This window comes from Streptomyces sp. CA-294286 (assembly GCF_050947155.1).
In the GTDB taxonomy this organism is placed as follows: Bacteria; Actinomycetota; Actinomycetes; order Streptomycetales; family Streptomycetaceae; genus Streptomyces.
The window spans coordinates 4,578,250-4,598,304 of the sequence record NZ_CP192005.1; the positions used below are offsets into that span (position 1 = coordinate 4,578,250).

Sequence of the window (20,055 nt, forward strand, 5' to 3'; positions counted from 1 at the left end):
CGACGCGCGCCGTTCCGAGGAGACCCTGCCCCCGTGATACCCACACCCCTGCGAAGAGCGGCCGCCGGCGCCGTGACCGTGGCGCTGTGCGCCACGCTCGCCCCCGCCGCCCCCGCGTTCGCGGCACCGAAGCCGCCCGTGCCGTCCCCGCCCTCCGACGCCGGACTCGCCGCCGAGCCCGCCCGGCACGACCTGACCCGGGACCAGTTCTACTTCGTCCTCCCGGACCGGTTCGCGAACGGGGACCCGAAGAACGACCGCGGCGGCCTCACCGGCACCCGCCTCGACCACGGCTTCGACCCCGCCGACAAGGGCTTCTACCAGGGCGGCGACCTCAAGGGCCTCACGCAGAAGCTGGACTACATCAAGGGCCTGGGGACGACCGCCATCTGGATGGCGCCGATCTTCAAGAACAAGCCGGTGCAGGGGACCGGCAAGGACGCCTCCGCCGGGTACCACGGCTACTGGATCACCGACTTCACACAGGTCGACCCGCACTTCGGGACCAACGCCGACCTCAAGACGCTGATCGACAAGGCCCACGCCAAGGGCATGAAGGTCTTCTTCGACGTCATCACCAACCACACCGCCGACATCGTCGACCACGCGGAGAAGAAGTACGGCTACCGCCCGAAGGGATCCCACCCGTACCTCGACACGAAGGGCCGCCCCTTCGACGACCGCGCCGGCCGCATCCCGAAGGTCGACGCCGACTCCTTCCCGTACACGCCCACGCCGCGCGCGGGCGAGCGGAAGACCCCGGCGTGGCTCAACGACCCGCTGATGTACCACAACCGAGGTGACTCGACCTTTGCGGGAGAGAGCGCCGAGTACGGCGACTTCTCCGGTCTCGACGACCTCTGGACCGAGCGTCCCGAGGTCGTGAAGGGCATGGAGAAGATCTACGAGAAGTGGGTCCGCGACTTCGACATCGACGGCTTCCGCATCGACACCGTCAAACACGTCGACATGGACTTCTGGACCCAGTGGGCGACCGCCCTGGACGCGTACGCCAAGAAACGCGGCCGCGACAAGTTCTTCATGTTCGGCGAGGTCTACGACTCCGACCCGGCCGCCAACGCCCCCTACGTCACCCGGGGCCGCCTGGACGCCACCCTCGACTTCCCCCTCCAGGACGCCCTGCGCGGATACGCCTCCCAGGGCGCGGGCGCGGAGAAGCTCGCCAAGGTGTACGCGGCCGACTACCGCTACACCACCGACAAGGCCAACGCGTACGAGCAGGTGGCCTTCACCGGCAACCACGACATGGGCCGCATCGGCGCCTTCCTCAAGCAGGACAACCCGAAGGCGGACGACGCGGAACTCGTCCGGCGCGCCCGCCTCGCCCACGAGCTGACGTTCCTCGGCCGCGGAAACCCGGTCGTCTACTACGGCGACGAACAGGGCTTCACCGGCCCCGGCGGCGACAAGGACGCCCGGCAGACCCTCTTCGCGTCGAAGACGCCCGACTACCTCGACGACGACCAGCTCGGCACCGACCGCACCCACGCGAGCGACGCGTACGACACCGCGCACCCGCTCTACCGGTCCATCGCGGCCCTGTCGCAGCTGACGAAGGCGCACCCCGCGCTGCGTGACGGCGTGCAGGAGGAGCGGTACGCGGAGGGCTCCGTCCACGCCTTCTCCCGTACGGACACGGCGCGCAAGGTCGAGTACGTCGTCGCGACGAACAACGCCACGACGCCGCGCACCGTCCGGATCCCGACCGCCTCGGCGGGCATGGACTTCCGACCGCTGTACGGCACTTCGGACGCGGTGCGCAGCGGAGCCGACCGCACGGCCGAGGTCACCGTCCCGGCGCTCTCCAGCCTCGTCCTGCGGGCGGAGAAGCCGCTCGGCGCCCCGGCCGCCGCACCCGCCCTCACCCTGAAGGCCCCCGCCGCCGGAGCCACCGGCACCGTCGAGATCGAAGCCGCCCCCACCGGCGGACAGCTCAACCGGGTGGTCTTCGCCGCCCAGAGCGGCAACGGCCCCTGGAAGGTCCTCGGCTCCGCCGACCACGCCCCGTACAAGGTCACCCAGTACCTCGACCCGAAGACGGTGCCCGCCGGAACCGCCCTGCGGTACAAGGCAGTGGTGGTGGACAGCGCCGGACGGACGGCCGGCGCCCTCGCCTCGTCGACGGCCGGACAGGCCCCGCCGGCGGAGAAGCCGCGCGCCGGGGACCGTGCGTACGCGGTCGTCCACTACCGGAGGGCCGACGGCGACTACGCGGGCTGGCAGCTCAAGTCCCCCTCCGGCGAGGGGTCGTTCACCGGGCGCGACGCGTACGGCGCGTTCGCGTGGGTGAAGCTCGCCGAGGGAGCCACTTCCTTCGCGTACACCGTGGAGAAGGACGGCACCGCCGACGGCCCGGCGCGCACCGTCGACCTCGCCGCCACCGGCGAGGTGTGGGTCGAGCAGGGCAAGGACGAGCAGCTCACCAAGGCCCCCGACGGCACCTACCCGCCGCAGGACAGGACCAAGGCGGTGCTCCACTACCAGCGCGCCGACGGCGACTACGACGGCTGGGGCCTGCACGTCTGGTCCGGCGCCAAGGACCCGACCGACTGGGCCAAGCCGCTGCCGCCGGTGAAGAAGGACGCGTACGGCGTGACGTACGAGGTCCCGCTCGCCGCCGGGGCCACCTCCCTGTCGTACATCCTGCACAAGGGCGACGAAAAGGACCTCCCCACCGACCAGTCGCTGGACCTGGCGACGTACGGTCACGAGGTGTGGGCGCTCGCCGGGGAGCCGAAGTACGTGCTGCCGCAGGCCGGAGGGCCGGGCTCGCTCGACCTGACGAAGGCCGAGGCGCAGTGGATCGACCGGGACACCGTCGTCTGGAAGGTCAAGGCGACCGAGGCGACCAGCCAGCAGCTCGTCTACGCGCGGGACGGCGGCATCGAGGTCGTCGACGGGGCGCTCAACGACGAGGGCCGGTGGCTGCGGCTCAACCCGGGCGCCCTGAGCGACGCCCAGAAGGCCAGGTTCCCGCACCTCAAGGACTACCCGGCGTTCACCCTCGACGCACGGGACCGCGACCGCGTCGACGAGTCGCTGCGCGGACAGCTCCTCGCCACCCAGCGGGCCGCCAACGGCGCCCTGCTGGCCGCGACCGGGGTGCAGATCCCCGGCGTCCTGGACGCCACCTACGGCGCCCGCGCCACCCGGGCCGACCTCGGCCCGGTCTTCCGCGACGGCGGACGCCCCGTCCTCTCCCTGTGGGCGCCCACCGCCCAGCAGGTCACTCTGGAGATCGGCGGTCGCCAGGTCCCCATGCGGCGCGACGACCGCAGCGGCGTCTGGTCGGCGACCGGCGACCGCAAGTGGATCGGACAGCCCTACCGCTACGCGGTGAAGGTGTGGGCGCCGAGCGTCCGCAAGGTCGTGACGAACCGCGTCACCGACCCGTACTCCACCGCCCTCACCACCGACTCCGCCCGCAGCATCGTCGTCGACCTGAACGACCCGAAGCTGGCCCCCAAGGGGTGGCACGCGCTGCGGAAACCCGCCGCGAAGCCGCTCCGCGACGCACAGATCCAGGAACTGCACGTACGGGACTTCTCCATCGAGGACAGGACCTCCCGGCACCCCGGCCAGTACCTGGCCTTCACCGACCGCGACTCCAAGGGCTCACAGCACCTGCGCGCACTGGCCGCGGCCGGTACGAACTACGTCCACCTGCTCCCCGTCTTCGATCTCGGCACCGTCCCCGAGAAGAAGTCCGCACAGGCCACCCCCGCCTGCGACCTGAAGTCCTACGGACCGGACTCCGACGCCCAGCAGGCCTGCGTGGCGAAGGCCGCCGCCAAGGACGCCTACAACTGGGGCTACGACCCGCTGCACTACACCGTCCCCGAGGGCTCGTACGCGAGCGACCCCGAAGGCACCAGGCGCACGGTCGAGTTCCGGCAGATGGTGCAGGCGCTGAACGGCAGCGGCCTGCGCACCGTCATGGACGTCGTCTACAACCACACCGTCGCCGCCGGCCAGTCGGACAAGTCGGTCCTCGACCGCATCGTGCCCGGCTACTACCAGCGGCTGACCGAGGACGGCTCCGTCGCCACCTCCACCTGCTGCGCCAACACCGCGCCCGAGAACGTCATGATGGGCAAGCTCGTCGTGGACTCGGTCGTCACCTGGGCGAAGCAGTACAAGGTCGACGGCTTCCGCTTCGACCTCATGGGCCACCACCCGAAGGCCAACATCCTGGCCGTGCGCAAGGCCCTCGACGCCCTGACGCCCGCGCGTGACGGCGTCGACGGGAAGAAGATCGTCCTGTACGGGGAGGGCTGGAACTTCGGCGAGATCGCCGACGACGCGCGCTTCGAACAGGCCAGCCAGAAGAACATGGCGGGGACCGGCATCGCCACCTTCTCCGACCGGGCGCGCGACGCGGTGCGCGGCGGCGGCCCCTTCGACGAGGACCCGGGCGTCCAGGGCTTCGCGAGCGGCCTGTTCACCGAGCCCAACTCCTCACCGGCGAACGGCACCCCGGCCGAGCAGAAGGCCCGCCTCCTGCACTACCAGGACCTCCTCAAGGTCGGCCTGACCGGCAACCTCGCCGACTACACCTTCACGGACAGCAACGGCCGCACGGTCAAGGGCTCCGAGGTCGACTACAACGGAGCGCCGGCCGGGTACGCAGCCGCCCCCGGCGACGCGCTCGCCTATGCGGACGCGCACGACAACGAGACCCTCTACGACGCGCTCGCCTTCAAACTCCCCGCGACGACGTCCGCCGCCGACCGCTCCCGCATGCAGGTCCTCGCGATGGCCACGGCGGCACTCTCCCAAGGCCCGGCGCTCTCCCAGGCGGGCACGGACCTGCTGCGCTCCAAGTCGCTCGACCGCAACTCCTACGACAGCGGCGACTGGTTCAACGCGATCCAGTGGGACTGCCGTGCCGGCAACGGCTTCGGACGCGGCCTGCCTCCGGCCGCCGACAACCAGCCGAAGTGGCCCTTCGGCAAGCCGCTGCTGGCGAACCCGGCGCTGAGGCCGGGCTGCCCGGAGATCACGTCGGCCTCCGCCGCCTACCGGGACCTGCTGAGGATCCGCACGACGGAGAAGGCGTTCAGCATGGCCACGACCGGTGACGTGCAGGCGGGCGTCTCCTTCCCCCTCTCCGGCAAGGCCGAGACCCCGGGCGTCGTCACGATGCGGGCAGGGAAGCTGCTGGTCGTCTTCAACGCGACGCCGACCGCACAGCGACAGACGATCCCGGCGCTGGCAGGCACTCCGTACACGCTGCACCCCGTACAGGCACGGGGCTCCGACCCCCGGGTCAAGCAGGCCACCCACGAAACGGGCTCGGGAACATTCACCGTGCCGGCCCGAACGGTGGCGGTGTACACCACCCGCTAGCGCAACACCCACCACCCCGCGCCCCACCCCGGGGCGCGGGGGTCCCACCCTCACTACTCCGGGTCGCGGGCCCCCGCCCCACCCACCGACCCGCACGACAACTCCGCGCACCAACGCACCCCTTCAGGGGCGCGGGGAACTGCGCATCCCCCCCACCGACCCGCACGACAACAACTCCCCGCGCCAGGGCGCCCTTTCAGGGGCGCGGGGAACTGCGCATCCCCCCACCGACCCGCACGACAACAACTCCCCGCACCAACGCACCCCTTCAGGGGCGCGGGGAACTGCGCACCCACCCCCCACCCGCACCATCAAGCCCCGCGGCCAGCGGTTTCGGGAAGGGGCGGGGAGGGGCCGGCGCCGCAGGCAACCGCACCCCCACCGCCCCCGCAGGGGAAAGACCGTACAGAGGAACGCACTCACCCCTCGGCCCCGCAAGGGAGCGACCGTACAGAGGAACGCACTCACCCCCACCGCCCCGCTCGGGAGCGACCGTACAGAGGAACGCACTCACCCCCACCGCCCCGCAGGGACCCGCCCCCGACCCGCCCACCCGCTCCCACCCCGCAGCGTCCCGCCCCGCCCCGCCGCAAGTGGTGAACAATGGCCCCCGTGTTGGGGAACCTCCCCGAGGAAACGACCAGCTTCGTCGGCCGCCGCCCCGAACTGGCCCGCGTGGACCACGCCCTCGGTACGCACCGCCTGATCACCCTCACCGGCCCCGGCGGCGTCGGCAAGAGCCGCCTTGCCCTGCGCGCGGCCCGCCACGCCGCCCCCCGCCACTCCGACGGGGTCTGGTGGGCGGACATCGCCCCGCTCCGCGACGACCAGCTCCTCGTCGCTACCGTCTCCGACGCCGTCGACTTCGCCGACTACGCCGACCACGCCCGCCGCATGCCCGCCGAAGCCCTCTGCGAATGGCTCCAGGGCAAACAGCTCCTCCTCGTCCTGGACTCCTGCGAACGGCTCGCCGCCGCCTGCGGCCACCTCGTCGCGGAACTCCTCACCACCGCCCCGGGGCTGACCGTCCTGGCCACCAGCCGACAGCCCCTCGGATCCCGTGGCGAGTACGTCCTCGACGTGCCCCCGCTGCCGCTGCACGGACCGGACGGCGCGGCAGCCCTCTTCCGCGACCGGGCCCGCCGTTACGTTCCTGGCCTGGCCCTCGACGGCTCCGACAGCACGGACGATCCGGCCGCCGCGGAAGCCGTGGACGCGATCTGTGCCCGCCTCGAAGGCGTCCCGCTCGCACTGGAACTGGCCTGTGCCCAGCTGAGCCCCCCGAACGGCGACCGGAGCGGCGACCCGGACGACGCCACGAACGAGTCCGACAGCCCGGGGCCCGCCGACAGCACAACGCACGCGGACAGCTCGACGCACGCCGACCGCACGACGCACGCCGACCGCACGACGACGCGCCCCGACGGCACGAGCGACGCCAGCCGCACGAGCGACGCCGACGGCCCGACCGAGAGGGTGCAGTCCCTCGCCCGCCGCCTGCTCACCTCCCCGCTGGACGTCCTCGCCCAGGACGGCACCTGGCCCCCTCGGCACCGTGCCCTGCGCACCGCCATCGGCTGGAGCCACGAGATGTGCACCCCGTTGGAACGTCTCCTGTGGGCGCGGCTCTCCGTGTTCCGGGGGGACTTCGAGGAGGCGGAGGCCCGCGAGGTGTGCGCGGGCGGCCCGCTCGACGGCGACGAGGTCTCCCGCACGCTGCACGAACTGGTCCGCAAGTCCGTCGTACGCAAGGACCGCGACCTTGACCCGGACGACGAGGAGGAGACCCGCGACCAGCACCCGGACCCGTACACGCGTGAAGGCAACGGCCCGCCCGGCCCCCGGGCCTTCCGCATGCTCGACACCCTCCGGGAGTACGGCGCCATGTGGCTGCGCGAGTTGGGCGAGGCCCCGCCCGCCGCCGCCCGTCATGCCGCCTACTACGCCGACCTCGTCCGCCGGGCCGAGGAGAACTGGCTCGGCCCGCAGCAGGCCGACTGGTACCGGAGGGTCGGAGCCGCCCACGCCGACCTGTGCGCCGCCCTGGACCACTACCTGGAGGCCGAGCCCGAGCGTGCCCTGGAAATGGCGGGCCGGGTCGGCTTCTTCTGGGGCTGCTGCGGCCACCTCCCCGAGGCCCGCAGCTACCTGACCCGCGCCCTCGAACTGCACAGCGCGCCCGGCCCGCACCGCTCGCGCGCCCTGTGGGCGCTCGGGTTCACCGCCACGGTCTCCGGCGACCAGGACAGCGCGAAGTGGCTGGGCGAGCAGTGCGCGGTGGCCGCCTGGCAGGCGAAGGACCCCGAGGACATGCTGGCCGCCGCGTACCTCCTCGGCGTCACCCACCTCATGGCGGGCCGCCCGCTCGCCGCCCACACGCTCACCGACCGGGCCCTCGCCGCCCGCCCCGGCGAACCCTTCGACTCCCCTTCCCAACTGCGCTGCCGCTTCGTGCGCACCTACGCCCTGACCGCCCTGGGCCGTCTCGACGAGGCGCGCGAGGAGGCGCACGCCCTGCGCGAACTGTGCGCCGAGCACGGCGAGGTGTGGACGCGTTCCTACGCCGAGTACGCGCTGTCGCTGATCGCCCTCCTCCAGGGCCGGCCGGACGAGGCGGCCGGGTACGCGCGCGCGATGCTCGACAGCAAGCACCTCATCGGCGACAGCTACGGCACGGCACTCGGCCTGGACCTGCTCGCGGCTGCCCTCGCGTACGGCGGGTCGGGGGAGGAGGCCGCCCGGGTGTACGGACTGGGGCAGTCCTACTGGAGCAGGGTCGGCCAACCGCAGCGCGGGACGCCGGAGCTGACCCCCGTACGGGAGGAGTGCGAGCGTCGCGCACGGGCCGGGATCGGCGACGCGGCGTACGAGCGGGCGTACGCGGAGGGCCTGGCCGCCCACCCGGACTCCACGCTCACCCTGGCCCTGCTGCGCCCGCACCCCTGACGTACGACGGAGCACCAGGCCGAGCCGCAGGCGGCGCGCAGGACACGTGGCGGACGAGCGCAGAAACAGGCGGCGGGCGAGCGCAGGACACGCGGCGGGCGAGCGCAGGACACGCGGCGGGCAGAGCGGGAGGTGCTGTGCGGGCCTTCGGGCCGGTCGAGGGTGGGCCTTGGTGATCGCCGGGCGAGCGCGGGAGGTGGCGTGCGGGCCTTCGGGCCGGTCGAGGGCGGGCCTCGGTGATCGCCGGGCGAGCCGGGCGCGAACCGCCCGGGAGCCGTGGGTGACCATCGGATGTATCGCTCGTTCTGCGTAATGTGCGACGCCCACAGGATGTCATCAGCCGCCCCCGCAAGCCCACCGACGCCCCCACCGCCCACCCCGGCAGAACCGGCGAAGACGCCGAGGCCCCGCCCGCCGACCCCGCGGCCACCGTGGCGGTCGGCGTCGAGCAGGCCGAGGCCGCGCTCGTCGAGCACTACCCGCGCCTCGTCCGCCTCGCCTACCTCGTGCTGCCCCCGCACCTCGGGCGCAACCGCCGCGTCCTGACCGCCCACTCGCTCGCCCAGCGCGCCCTGCCGCGTGGCCGGACAGGCCGCACTCCGCAGACCGTCGCCGGCATCCCGCTGCCCCGTCCCGGGACCGGGGCCACGGCGGCCACCGGGACCACGGACCGCGACCGCGGCCACGCCTTCGTACGCCAGCAGGTGCTGCGCCGCGCCCTGGAAGCCGAGCAGCCACTGCTGCGCCGGGCCTGGCCCAACCGGTCCCAACTGCCGCCGCTGCTCCCGCAGGTGTGGGGGGTCCGGCTCTTCCCCAAGTCCGGCGGCGCGGACGAACTCGCCCTGGACCAGAAGCTCGCGGCTCTCACCGGCGCGGGCCGCGCCGCGTACGTGCTGCGCGCGCTGGAACGGCTGGACGACACGGAGGTACGCGGCGTGCTCGCCGGCTGCGGGGTCGCCGCGCCGGCGGCGGCGCTCGCCGAGGCGGACACCGTCGAGCCGTCCGCGCTCCTGGAATCCGCCGAGTTCGACCCGTGCTCGCTCCAGGCCCGGCCCACCGACCTGATGCGCCGCCGCCACCTCACCCGCGCCTGCGTCGCGGCCGTCGCGGCCCTCGCCGTCGGCGCGGTCCTGCTCGGTGGCACCGGCGACGGGGCGTCCGGGCCGCTGTACGCCCAGAACCCCTCGGCGGAACGGGCACTGGACCCGGCCCGGCTGACCATCGCCCCGGCGGACGCCTGGAAGACCTCCGACCGCACGGACTTCTCCGTCTGGCCGGTCCGGGGCTCCCTCGCGGAGGACTTCGCACTGCTGCGCCGCGCCCTCGCCGTCTGGGCCCGCCCCGGCGGGAGCGCCGGTGTCTCGGCCACCCCGCAGACCCCCACCGGACCGGCGATGGGCCCGCCGCAACTCCTGTACGCCGGTGAACTGGACGGCGCGCGGGTGGTCGTCCTGTACGACGGGCTGCGTCTGGTCCGGTACGCCGAGCCCGTCGGCGGAGGCGAGGGCGTCGTCCTGGACTTCGCCCGCGTCGACGCCGCCTCGGAGGCGTCCGCGTCCGCCGTGGTCGTCGCCCGCACCGACACCCACGTCCGCTACCTCACCGCCCCGTGGGCCGACCGGGTGGCCGTTCGCGACCTGCTGGACCCCGCCGCCGCGCCCCGTACCCTCCGGCGCACCCCCGACGGCGTCACCGCCCCGCTCGCCGCGTCCTCGATGTCCCGCGACTGCCGTACCTGGGACGCCATGGAGGTACGGGACGCCACCGGCACCCGCACCCTCACCGACCTCGGCGAACTCACCCCGGTCCGGCTCACCTCCGGCCCGCCCGCCGCGCCGGAGGACCTCGGGTCGACGGCGGACCGGGAGCGCTGGGCGCACACGGCGTGCCTGCTGCCCACCGTGCGGTCGCGCGGGGTGCGCAGCGTCAACTCCTGGCCGTACGCGGCCCAGACCCTGCCCGAGTCGAACGGCACCGCGCACTGGGTGTGCACGCGCGCCGAGACGTGGCGGGGCAACGGGAGCCGGGTGTTCGCCCAGTTCCAGCTGCCCGGATCGGGCAAGGGCGCGCCCGGTGCGGTCGTCGCGAAGGCGGAGAACTCGGCGGCCTGCGGGGCGAAGGACCCGAAGGTGCTCGCCGGAGTGCTGTGGAAGGCGAAGGCCGGCGGGTCGTACCTGCTGGCGGCCGGGAACGACGCGTTCGCGTCGCTGTCGGTGGGCGGCGGCGCCGAGGGCAGCTCCGACGGCAACCTCCTCGCCGTGCCGGTGAAGGCGGGCACACAGGCCGACCTGAGCGGAAAGCTGAAGGACGGGACGGAGGCGGACGTGCTGCGGTGAAGCCCGCGGCGGACGGGCCCGGATGCCGAAGCGCACTGCTGTCGCACGGAGGGGCCCGTGGGAGTGGCGGAGGAGGCGCTGCCGGACCGCTGTTCGTTGCACGCCGCGAGGTGCGCGCCGGGCGCGGGCGCCGGTGGCTCCGGGGCGTGCGAGGGCCGGCCGCGCCCGACCGGCACCTCGGTGCGGGTTCCCGTCGGCTCTCCGGCCCGCGCCCGCGCCGAAACGAGGACGGCGCACCCGTCGTCACCCCTGTGACCAGGCACTTTGTGGGGCCCGTCGGCTGCGGCTGGGCGGCGGCGGGGTCGGCCGGCGGGAGGGCCGGCCGACCGGTTCCCGGCGTGACGGCCCCCTCCCCGGCCCCGTCCGGCCGGCTGCCCGGGGGCGTCTCCTCCTCGACCTCTGGGGAGGGATGAGCGGCGGCCAGGACCGGATAGGGGCAGCTCAGGGGCCGATCAGGGGCGGGCCCTGCTGCCCTGATCGCGGGCCGGGAGGTTAGGCTGGTGGGATGACGACCGGGGTGCGCCGCAGGATGGGCGTCGAAGAGCGCAGGCAGCAACTGATCGGCGTAGCACTGGAGTTGTTCAGCCATCGCTCGCCCGATGAGGTCTCGATCGATGAGATAGCCGCCGCCGCGGGCATCTCGCGGCCGCTGGTCTACCACTACTTCCCCGGCAAGCAGAGCCTGTACGAGGCGGCGCTGCGGCGCGCGGCGGACGAGCTCGCCGCCCGGTTCCAGGAACCGCACGAAGGGCCTTTGGGGGCGCGGCTGTTGCGGGTGATGAGCCGCTTCTTCGGCTTCGTCGACGAGCACGGCCCCGGGTTCTTCGCTCTGATGCGGGGCGGCCCCGCCGTCGGCTCCTCCACGACGAACGCGATGATCGACGAGGTGCGGCAGGCGGCGTACGAGCAGATCCTCGACCACCTGGGTGTCGGCGAACCGTCCGCCCGGCTCGCACTGGTCGTCCGTTCCTGGGTCTCACTGGCCGAGTCGACCGCGCTGATCTGGCTCGACGGGCGCGAAATTCCGCGCGCGGAGCTGGAGTTGCAGCTGGTGCACGACTTCGCGGCGCTGATGGCGGTCAGTGCGGCCTACGACCCGGAAACGGCGTCCATCGTGCTGCGGATACTGGCCGACGAGCCTTCGGACGGCCCCTTCGGCGAACTCGTCGGCCGGTTGGCCCTGCTGGGGCCGTTGCTGCCGGTGGTGCCGACGCCGCGGGCGGCGACCGACTGAACCGGCCGCCGCACGCCCCGGGCCGCTCCTGTCCCGGATCGCCCTCGCGTCCCGGGTCGCCCTCGCGGCCGGTCGAACGGCCTTGCCGGGCGGGTCACTTGTAGAGGACGGTCACGTCCGTGAAGCCGAGGGAGCGCAGTAGTCCCTGGAGCATGCCGGTGGTGTTCTTCTCGGCGCGGGCGGTCAGTCCGCTGTCCTTCGCGGCCTCGCCGATGCGCTGGGCGGCGAGCCGGTGCACGGCCTGCTCGTCGTTCGGGTTGTCGGAGAAGAAGTCGCCCAGCCGGTCGAGGAGACCGCGCTGCTTGGACACCGCGTACGAGCGGTCCGGGTCCAGGGCGGGCTTGCCGAGGGTGGCGTGCGGGAGGCGGATCGTGGCGGCGGTCCGGTCCTCGTTCACCGTGACGTCACCCTCGCCCAGGCCGCCCATCGCGACGCTCGCTCCGACGGTGCCCGCACCGACGTAGAGGGTGCGGGTGCCCCGGATCGCGTCGGGCAGGAGCTTGGCGTCCTTCTCCAGGTCCACCACCACCTGGAAGTTCCCGGCGGCTGCCTCGTAATTGCTCATGTCCTGGAGGGACTTGAGGACGGCGGGTCCGGTCCTGTCCTTGGTCTCGGTGCCGAAGAGGTCGCCCAGGCCGGGGATCAGGAACAGCCGGGTGCCCAGCAGGAGCACGGCGAGCAGGGCGAGCAGCACGCCGGGGATCTTGATCCAGAGGGAGACCCGGCGGCGCGGCGTCCGGGCGGCTTCGGGGGCGACGGGTCGGGGGCCGTCCGTCGCCGGGTTCTCCGTAGGCGCGTCAGTGCGTTCCATAGGGGTCGGGTGCCCTCTGCGGGGGCCGCTCACGCGGCAGTTACGGTACTGCGCATGATCGACACCCCTGCGGCCCTCACCTTCCGCCCCGCCGACGACTCGGACCTCACCGCTCTCGTGGGCCTCCACGACGGGGCGGCCCGGTGGATGCTCCGCAACGGCATCGACCAGTGGAAGCCCGGCCAGAAACCGGCCGCCCACTTCCGGCTGCGGATGCGCGAGGGAGAGGTGTGGCTCGCGGAGCACGAGGGGGCGGCGGTCGGCGCGTACGAACTCTGGTGGCAGGACGAGGGCGCGTGGGGCGCCCAGCCGCCGGTCGCCGGGTACGTCCACCGGCTGATGACCGACCGGACGCGCGCCCCCGCGGGCACGGGGCGCGCGCTGCTGGCCGCCGCCGAGGCCAGGATCGCGGCGTGCGGCCGTCCGCTGGCCCGACTGGACTGCGTGTCCCACAACACGCGCCTGCGCACCTACTACCGGACGGCCGGCTACCGGCTGGTGGGGGAGAACGGGGCGAAGGAGGCTCCGGGCGGGGCCCCCTCGTACGCGGTGACGCTGCTGGAGAAGGCGCTGACCTCCTCCTCGTGATCAGCCGGACGTGAGGCGGGCGCGGAGGCGGGCGACGGCCTCGTCCGGGATGCCGAGGCCGTCCCGTACGTACGCCTCCATCGACCCGTGCTTCTCGTCGACCTCGGTCAGCGCCGCCTTCAGGTACTCCGGTACGACACCGATGACCGCCTGCGCGATCGCCGGGTCGCCGCCCTTCGCGACGAAGCCGTCGATGAGCGGCACGAAGGCCGCCCGCACCGCCTCGTTGACCGCCAGGTACTCCGTCTCGACGGTCTCGGCGTCGGCGCCCAGCAGGGTCAGTACGATCGTCGCCGCCCAGCCGGTGCGGTCCTTGCCCGCCGTGCAGTGGAAGAGCAGCGGACCGGCGTCCGGCGCGGCCAGCTCGGTGAGGAAGGTGCGGTACGCGACGAGTGCCGACGCGGAGGAGACCAGCGCGCGGTAGGTGTCCTCGAACATGGCCCGTGCGCGTCCGCCGCCCAGGTGCTCCTCGGCGAGCTGCGGGTCGGACAGGACGTGCTTGAGCTGGGCGGCGGCCGGCTTGTCGTCCGCGTCGCCGCGCGCGGCGGCCTTCGAGATGGTGTCGGCCAGTGCGTCGGCGACGACGTGGCGCACCCCGGCGGGCACCCGGTCCGGGTGGTCGTGGCGCTCGGCCGCGCTGCGGAAGTCGACGATCGTCGCGAGGGAGAGGTCCGCCACCACCGGGTCGGCGGCCGGGTCCAGCCGGTCCAGCTGTCCGGCCCGCAGGACCAGTCCGGGGCGGACGGTGCGGCCGCCGGAGAGGGGGAGGCCGCCGAGGTCGCGGAGGTTGACGACGGTGGTCGAGACGAGTGCGGTCATGGCGGCGGGGCTCCTGCGGCGTGCGTGAGGGGTGGAGGTCGTAGGGGTGTGCTGTGCGACGGTACGCGGGCCGTGCTCAGGCGGCCCGGCAGGGGCGGGGGACCAGCCCGCCGAGACCGATGCCCAGCGCCAGCGCCGCGAAGTGCCCGACGTCGGTGAAGGTGGGGCGCTCCCGGTTGAGGAGGGGACGGGCGCCGACGGCCAGCAGCCCGGCGCGGGCGGCGAACCGCAGCGGCCCTGCGGGCAGGGCGGCGGTCAGGGCCCCGAGGACGGTGTTGAAGCCGTAGCTGGTGCCCACGTCCACCGCGGAGCGCGTCGCCGCGTCCGCGCGGGTGGTGCGCAGCCCTCCGTACACCAGCAGCGTCGCCCCCGCGTGGCCCAGCAGGAACACCCCGGCCGCCCACCACGCCCCGTACGCGTATTCGGCGTAGCCGAGGACCGCGAGCAGGAGCAGTGCGTACGGCAGCGGCATCGGCTCCTCGACGACGACCGCGCTGGTCAGCAGGGTGCCCCAGCGGCCCGCTTCGAGCTGGTCGACGTTGGTGGAACAGGCCCGCAGGAAGGTTTCGCGGGCGTCGTCGTCGACGAGGTGGTGGCGCACGGTGTGCGCGGCGAGCTGGACGCCGCCGACGTAGGCCGGGGCGAGCACGGGGAGGGCGGGGAGGTGCATGGGGGCATGATCCCGCATGAGGCGTAACGGACGCATCAGTTGGGGCGTTCGGCCCCGGCGGGTCGGCGGGAGAGGCACGGTGGGGGGATGCGCAAGCGAGTGGCAGTGTGGATACCGGCCCTGGCGGCCCTCCTGCTCACGGCGGGCTGCGGGGCCCCGGACGTGCCGCCGGAGGCGACCGGCACCCTGGAGGAACTGGCCGCGAAGGCGGGCTGCGTACCCGAGCCCGGAACGTCGTCGGCGGAGATCCGTCAAGCCAACTGCCGGTCGAGCGACGGCAATTACCTGCTGGCGACGTTCGCGACCGATCGGGGGCGGCAGGAGTGGCTGGACTCCGCCGACGACTACGGCGGCAGCTACCTGGTCGGCCGCAAGTGGGTCGCCGTCGGCGACGAAGCCGTGCTCACGGCACTGCGCGGCCGACTCGGGGGAAGCGTGGCGAAGGGGGAGAGCCACTCGGGGGACGGGGAGGAGGGGCCGGCGGACCACGGCGGCCACACGAGCCATACCCGTCACACCGGTCTCGCCGGGATGCCGACGACGCCCCCGGCCCGGTAGTCACTCGGTCCGGTAGTCACTCGGTCCGGTAGTCACTCGGTCCGGTAGTCACTCGGTCCGGCGATCGCTCGGCCCGGCGATCGTCGAACTCGGTAGTCGCTCGGCCCGGTGGGCATCCGGTGTCGCAGTCACTCGGTTCGGTAGTCGCTCGGTTCGGATTCATTGGTCGCCGCACGCGCGCGACGGCCCGCCGGGTGGGTCGGCGGGCCGTCGTTGCAGTGCGGGGGGACGTCAGCGGCAGCGCTGTCCGTTGTTGATGCAGTTCACCATCCGCCGCATCAGCTTCTCGTCGAAGACGTTGATGAAGTCGCCGTGGTCGGTGACCGGCTTGTGCAACTGCTCGGGGAAGGAGTCGACCGCGAACCCGGGGCCGGGCGGAACGGTGTACACCACCCGCTGCACGAGCTGCGGGATCGGGCGGAAGCCGAGCGCGCACGTGCCGTCGGGGCGGGCGAAGGCCACGTGGGTGCGGTGATTGGCGCTGTCGGCGTTCGCGCCGTCCCAGCAGCTCTGGAACCTGAACGTGCGGACCACCTTGCTGCCGCGCGGACAGACCGGGTACTTGTCCTTCAGCTGCCGGTTCTCGAACCCGGTGCAGCTCCACGACGCGTTGGCGTTCGCGTTGCCGTTGGTGAAGGCCTTCGCGTCGCCGGTGATGATCCGCAGGAACCGCGGCATCGCCGTGACCCGGCCGGACGGATTCCCGACGAAGTCGAGGGTGACCTGGGAAGGGGTCTGGATCTGCCCGGTGTTCTGGTCCTTGCCGCCGCCGTCGACGTCGGCGTCCGCCTCGTCCTTTCCGTTCTGCAATCGCAGGACGGGCCAGTAGTACGTGGATTTGTCACCGGGATTGCGGCAGGTCGTCGCGCCTGCGGCGAGAACGGCGTCCGACGAGAAAGCATCGGTGGCCTGATTTCCGACGTAATCGTGCATGTGGTGGGCGCCATTGCTCACCCCCGGCGCGACGATGACATTGTCCGGGTTGAATTTGCCGTTCTCGTTCCGGCCGCAGGCGGTGGTGAAGGTGCCGCGCGAGGCGTTGCGTCGGTTCTGGACGCGGGGGACGTTGGGGCGTACGGAACGGATGTCGACGAAGTCGGAGGGCTCGGGGCCGTTGCCCGCGCGGGGCCCGTCGGTCCCGCCGTCGTCCTGCCCGCCACCCTGTCCCTCACCTGTGCCGGACCCCGGGCCGTCACCCGGACCGGACCCTTCCCCGTCACCTCGGCCGGAGCTTTCGCCGCCGGTCTCGCCCGTGCCGCCGGTGCCGTCGCTGTCCCCGCTGTCCCCGGAGCTGTTCCCCTCGTCCTCCGCCCGCATCGTGCACGCGGCGAGCGCGTCCAGGCCACGGGGTCGGTCGGCTCCGGGCTGGCGTTCGATGGCGTCGCCGATCCGGTCCAGGGAAGCGGCCCGCTGGTCCTTGAGCGGGGCGAGCACCGCGTCCTGCCGCCCGCCCCGCTCCTTCGACTCCGCGAACGTCCGGTAGGCATCGGTGAGCCGGCTGTCCATGGCCGCCAGCTCGCGGTCCACGTCCTGCCGCGCGCCCCGGGGCACCTCGGTCAGCGCGTTGGCCGCCTCGGGACAGCTGATGGTCGCCATGCGCGGTCCGGCGGCGGCCCGTGCCTGCGCCGGGTCTTCACCGGCGGAGGCGCTCGCATTCAGTGCGACCAGCCCGCCCCCGCCGAGGAGAAGCGCGGCCGTGGCGGCAATCGTCCTGTTCGCCAATTTCGAACGTTTGTGTCCTTCGTGTCCCATGAGGATCCTTCGCTTTCTTTCGGGCGAAGTCCCATACGCACGCGGGGAACGCCGCGTTCAGCCTTTCCTCACCGGCACCGCGATTTCGTGGAAAGGCACCAATTCCCGGAAATCCCGCTCACGCCTTCAGTGCCCGCTGGTAAAGGGCCCGCGCCGGGCTTCCGAAGAGCGCGGCCGTCGACTCGGCGTCGGTGTCGCCGCCGCTCAGCACGCCGATGAGCTTCCCCGGCCGGTCGGGGCCCCGGTAGCCGGTGAGCCAGGGGCTGCCGCTGGTGCCGTTCCAGAAGCCCGCGCACTCCATCCGCAGCATGCCCGGCAGATCGGGGTCCAGGGTGCTGTCGGTGGTGCAGGTGACCGGCCGGTTGTCCGGGTTGTGACCGGGCTCCGGATAGCCGATCACCGTCACCTGGCGGTCGGGGCCGGACTCCCAGTCGAGCCCGGCGGCCCCCACGACGTCCTGGACCTCGCGGCCCTGCGCGTCCGGCTCCAGGGTCAGGAAGGCGAAGTCGTACGGGTCGTCCTCCTGCTCCTGCCAGCGGTCGTCGACCTGGATCGCCCGTACCCGCCAGGCGCCGTAGGGCTGCTTGCCGCTGCCCTGGCCGGAGAAGCCGGGCGCGAAGGAGATCGTCCGCTTCTCCGCACCCTCCGGCTCGTGGACGCAGTGCGCGGCGGTGGCCACGATGTTGCCCTTCGGGCTGTCGACGACGCTCGCCGTGCACCCGTGGTCCGAGCCCTCGGTGAGCACTCCGATGAACGGCGGGTAGTCGATCACGGCCGCGGTCCGCTGCGGGGTGGGGGAGACGCCGGGCTCCAGCCGGGGCGCCGAAGCCACCGCCCCACCGCACCCGCTGACCAGGGCGAACAGCACCGCAACCCCGGCAGCGGCCACCGGCCCCTGCCACCACCGCTCACGCACGTCGGGCGTCTCCTCTGTCCGGTCGGCCCCGCTCGGCCGCTCCCGTCGGTCACTGCGCCCACAGGTTATGCACGCCATCACCGGTTGTCGCCCTTCGGCAGGGGCCGGCCCGTCGTGCTCCTAGTGGTCCAGGTAGGCCAGCACGGCGAGGACCCGCCGGTTGTCGTCGTCGGAGACCGGCAGGCCCAGCTTGGCGAAGATGTTGGAGGTGTGCTTGGCCACCGCCCGCTCGGTGACGAAGAGCTGGGCGGCGATGGCGGCGTTGGAACGGCCCTGCGCCATCAGCTCCATCACCTCCTTCTCGCGCGGGGTGAGCTGGCCGATCGGCTTGTCCTGCGCCCGCCGTGACAGCAGCTGCGAGATGACCTGCGGGTCCATGGCGGTGCCGCCGCCGGCGACCCGGCGTACCGCGTCGACGAACTGCTCGGCGTCGAAGACCCGGTCCTTGAGGAGGTACCCGATGCCCCCGTTGCCGTCGGCGAGCAGCTCGCGCGCGTACAACTGCTCCACGTGCTGCGACAGCACGAGGACGGGCAGGCCGGGTCTCGCGCGGCGGGCGGCGAGCGCGCACTGAAGGCCCTCGTCGGTGTGGGACGGCGGGAGCCGGACGTCGACGACGGCGACGTCCGGCTCCAACTCCTCGAATGCCTTGGTCAGTTCGGGACCGGTCTCGACGGCGGCCAGGACCTCGAAGTCGAACGCTTCGAGCATTCGCACCAGGCCGTCGCGGAGGAGGAAGAGGTCTTCGGCTAGCAGGACGCGCAAGGAATCTCCATGGTCACCATGGTGGGACCGCCCGCGGGACTGCTGACGGCCAGGACACCGTCGAATGTACCGAGCCTGCGTTCGACCCCGCTCAGCCCGGAGCCCGCCCCGATCCTCGCCCCGCCGTGCCCGTTGTCGGTGACCGAGACGCGGATCACGCCGTCGCGGCCCGTGCCCGCGTGGTGCAGGTCGACCCAGATGCGGTCCGCACCCGAGTGCTTGACCGCGTTGGTGAGCACCTCGCTGACCGCGAAGTACGCCGCCGACTCCACCGGCGCCTCGGAGCGCCCCGGCAGGTCCACCGTCACCTCCGTCTCGATCGGCAGCCGCAGCGCCAGCGCCCGTACCGCGTCGCCCAGTCCGCGCTCGGCGAGCACCGGCGGGTGGATGCCGCGGACCAGGTCGCGCAGTTCGGTCAGCGCCTCGGCGGAGGACGCGCGGGCCACCGCGATCAGCTTCTTCGCCTTCGCGGGGTCCTTCTCGATGAGGGCCTCGATGGTGCCCAGGTTCATGCCCATGGCGACCAGCCGGGCCTGCGCGCCGTCGTGCAGGTCGCGTTCGATGCGGCGCAGTTCGGCGGCCGAGGTGTCGAGGGCGTCGTGCCGGGTCTCGGTCAGCTTCGCGACGCGCAGCGCGAGCGAGGCTTCCTTCGTCGGGGCGAGGAAGCACTTGGCGAGGCGGAAGTGGGCCTGAAGGAGGGTGGTGTTGTAACGGAGGCCGAGCGCGAGGAGGGCGAGCCCGAGCGCGAGGGCGAGGATGCCGGTGAACTGGCTGTGCACCGGGACGAAGAGGTACCACTCACCGCCACTGCGCTCGAACTCCCGCCACAGGCCGGCCGCGATGACGAGCCCGTAGAGCCAGTACCAGAGCGTCAGCCCGGGGACGAGCGCGGTGACGGCCCCCGCGGACAGGTCCACGAACAGCCACTGGAGGTCCCGCCAGGTCGCCGGGTCCTTCAGCATCAGCGAGGTCCGCTCCACCTGCCCGGTCACGCCGGAGCGGATGTCCGCCGGCAGCGCGCGGTAGGGGACGTCGATCCGCACGTCGGACCAGGCCCCGGCCAGCCGCCTGCGGTGGTCGGCCCAGGCCCGCACCCAGCCCAGCACCACGGGGGTGGTGAAGACGCCCACACCGATCCCGACGAGGACCAGCGAGAGCAGGGTGAGGGAGAACAGCACGCAACTGACCGCGACCGAGGCGACCGACAGGCCGAGCGCGCGCACCCCCGCCAGCAGCGCGGCGCGTATCCGGGTGGCATTCATGGTGGTGGGTCCCTCTCCGTCCGCGGCC

Annotated in this window: 13 protein-coding genes; 6 read left to right on the forward strand and 7 right to left on the reverse strand. The window is 73.0% G+C overall.

What is annotated here, in order from left to right; all coding sequences use genetic code 11:
• Window positions 1-33 precede the first annotated feature (33 nt).
• From pulA to ACQPZG_RS24990, 4 genes are all read left to right on the forward strand, one after another.
• Window positions 34-5,370, forward strand: coding sequence for a pullulanase-type alpha-1,6-glucosidase (gene pulA, locus ACQPZG_RS24975; protein ID WP_433547955.1), 5,337 nt, complete (start codon window positions 34-36; stop codon window positions 5,368-5,370).
• Window positions 5,371-5,973: 603 nt separating this feature from the next.
• Window positions 5,974-8,316: an ATP-binding protein gene (locus tag ACQPZG_RS24980; RefSeq protein WP_433547956.1), complete on the forward strand. Its 2,343-nt coding sequence runs from the start codon at window positions 5,974-5,976 to the stop codon at window positions 8,314-8,316.
• 431 nt (window positions 8,317-8,747) lie between these two features.
• On the forward strand, window positions 8,748-10,652 hold the full coding sequence (locus ACQPZG_RS24985; protein ID WP_433549539.1) for a hypothetical protein: 1,905 nt from the start codon (window positions 8,748-8,750) through the stop codon (window positions 10,650-10,652).
• Window positions 10,653-11,157: 505 nt separating this feature from the next.
• Window positions 11,158-11,886: a TetR/AcrR family transcriptional regulator gene (locus ACQPZG_RS24990; RefSeq protein WP_433547957.1), complete on the forward strand. Its 729-nt coding sequence runs from the start codon at window positions 11,158-11,160 to the stop codon at window positions 11,884-11,886.
• A gap of 94 nt (window positions 11,887-11,980) precedes the next feature.
• Here the strand turns inward: ACQPZG_RS24990 and ACQPZG_RS24995 are convergent, their stop codons facing one another.
• Window positions 11,981-12,697, reverse strand: coding sequence for a DUF4230 domain-containing protein (locus ACQPZG_RS24995; RefSeq protein WP_433547958.1), 717 nt, complete (start codon window positions 12,695-12,697; stop codon window positions 11,981-11,983).
• A gap of 54 nt (window positions 12,698-12,751) precedes the next feature.
• Here ACQPZG_RS24995 and ACQPZG_RS25000 point away from each other — a divergent pair, with 54 nt between their 5' ends.
• Window positions 12,752-13,285 carry a GNAT family N-acetyltransferase gene (locus ACQPZG_RS25000; protein ID WP_433547959.1) on the forward strand — a complete coding sequence of 178 codons (534 nt, stop codon included), beginning with the start codon at window positions 12,752-12,754 and terminating at the stop codon, window positions 13,283-13,285.
• Here ACQPZG_RS25000 and ACQPZG_RS25005 read toward each other — a convergent pair whose 3' ends face one another.
• Together ACQPZG_RS25005 and ACQPZG_RS25010 are read right to left on the reverse strand one after the other, a co-directional pair.
• Complete coding sequence (locus tag ACQPZG_RS25005) at window positions 13,286-14,104, reverse strand: tyrosine-protein phosphatase (RefSeq protein ID WP_433547960.1); 819 nt, start codon at window positions 14,102-14,104, stop codon at window positions 13,286-13,288.
• A gap of 76 nt (window positions 14,105-14,180) precedes the next feature.
• Entirely contained in the window at window positions 14,181-14,774 is a 594-nt protein-coding gene (locus ACQPZG_RS25010; RefSeq protein ID WP_433547961.1) for a rhomboid-like protein, read from the reverse strand.
• Window positions 14,775-14,861: 87 nt separating this feature from the next.
• Here ACQPZG_RS25010 and ACQPZG_RS25015 point away from each other — a divergent pair, with 87 nt between their 5' ends.
• Window positions 14,862-15,332, forward strand: a complete 471-nt coding sequence (locus ACQPZG_RS25015; protein ID WP_433547962.1) for a hypothetical protein — start codon at window positions 14,862-14,864, stop codon at window positions 15,330-15,332.
• A 231-nt stretch (window positions 15,333-15,563) separates the two neighbouring features.
• Here the strand turns inward: ACQPZG_RS25015 and ACQPZG_RS25020 are convergent, their stop codons facing one another.
• The 4 genes from ACQPZG_RS25020 to ACQPZG_RS25035 form a co-directional block, all read right to left on the reverse strand.
• Entirely contained in the window at window positions 15,564-17,084 is a 1,521-nt protein-coding gene (locus ACQPZG_RS25020) for a DUF1996 domain-containing protein (RefSeq protein ID WP_433547963.1), read from the reverse strand.
• A gap of 118 nt (window positions 17,085-17,202) precedes the next feature.
• Complete coding sequence (locus ACQPZG_RS25025) at window positions 17,203-18,000, reverse strand: trypsin-like serine peptidase (RefSeq protein ID WP_433547964.1); 798 nt, start codon at window positions 17,998-18,000, stop codon at window positions 17,203-17,205.
• A 120-nt stretch (window positions 18,001-18,120) separates the two neighbouring features.
• Window positions 18,121-18,765: a LuxR C-terminal-related transcriptional regulator gene (locus ACQPZG_RS25030; RefSeq protein WP_433547965.1), complete on the reverse strand. Its 645-nt coding sequence runs from the start codon at window positions 18,763-18,765 to the stop codon at window positions 18,121-18,123.
• The gene (locus ACQPZG_RS25035) at window positions 18,750-20,027 is read right to left on the reverse strand and encodes a histidine kinase (RefSeq protein WP_433547966.1); all 1,278 of its coding nucleotides are present in this window, start codon (window positions 20,025-20,027) and stop codon (window positions 18,750-18,752) included. The genes ACQPZG_RS25030 and ACQPZG_RS25035 overlap by 16 nt, the downstream gene beginning before the upstream one ends.
• Between the last annotated feature and the right edge of the window lie 28 nt (window positions 20,028-20,055).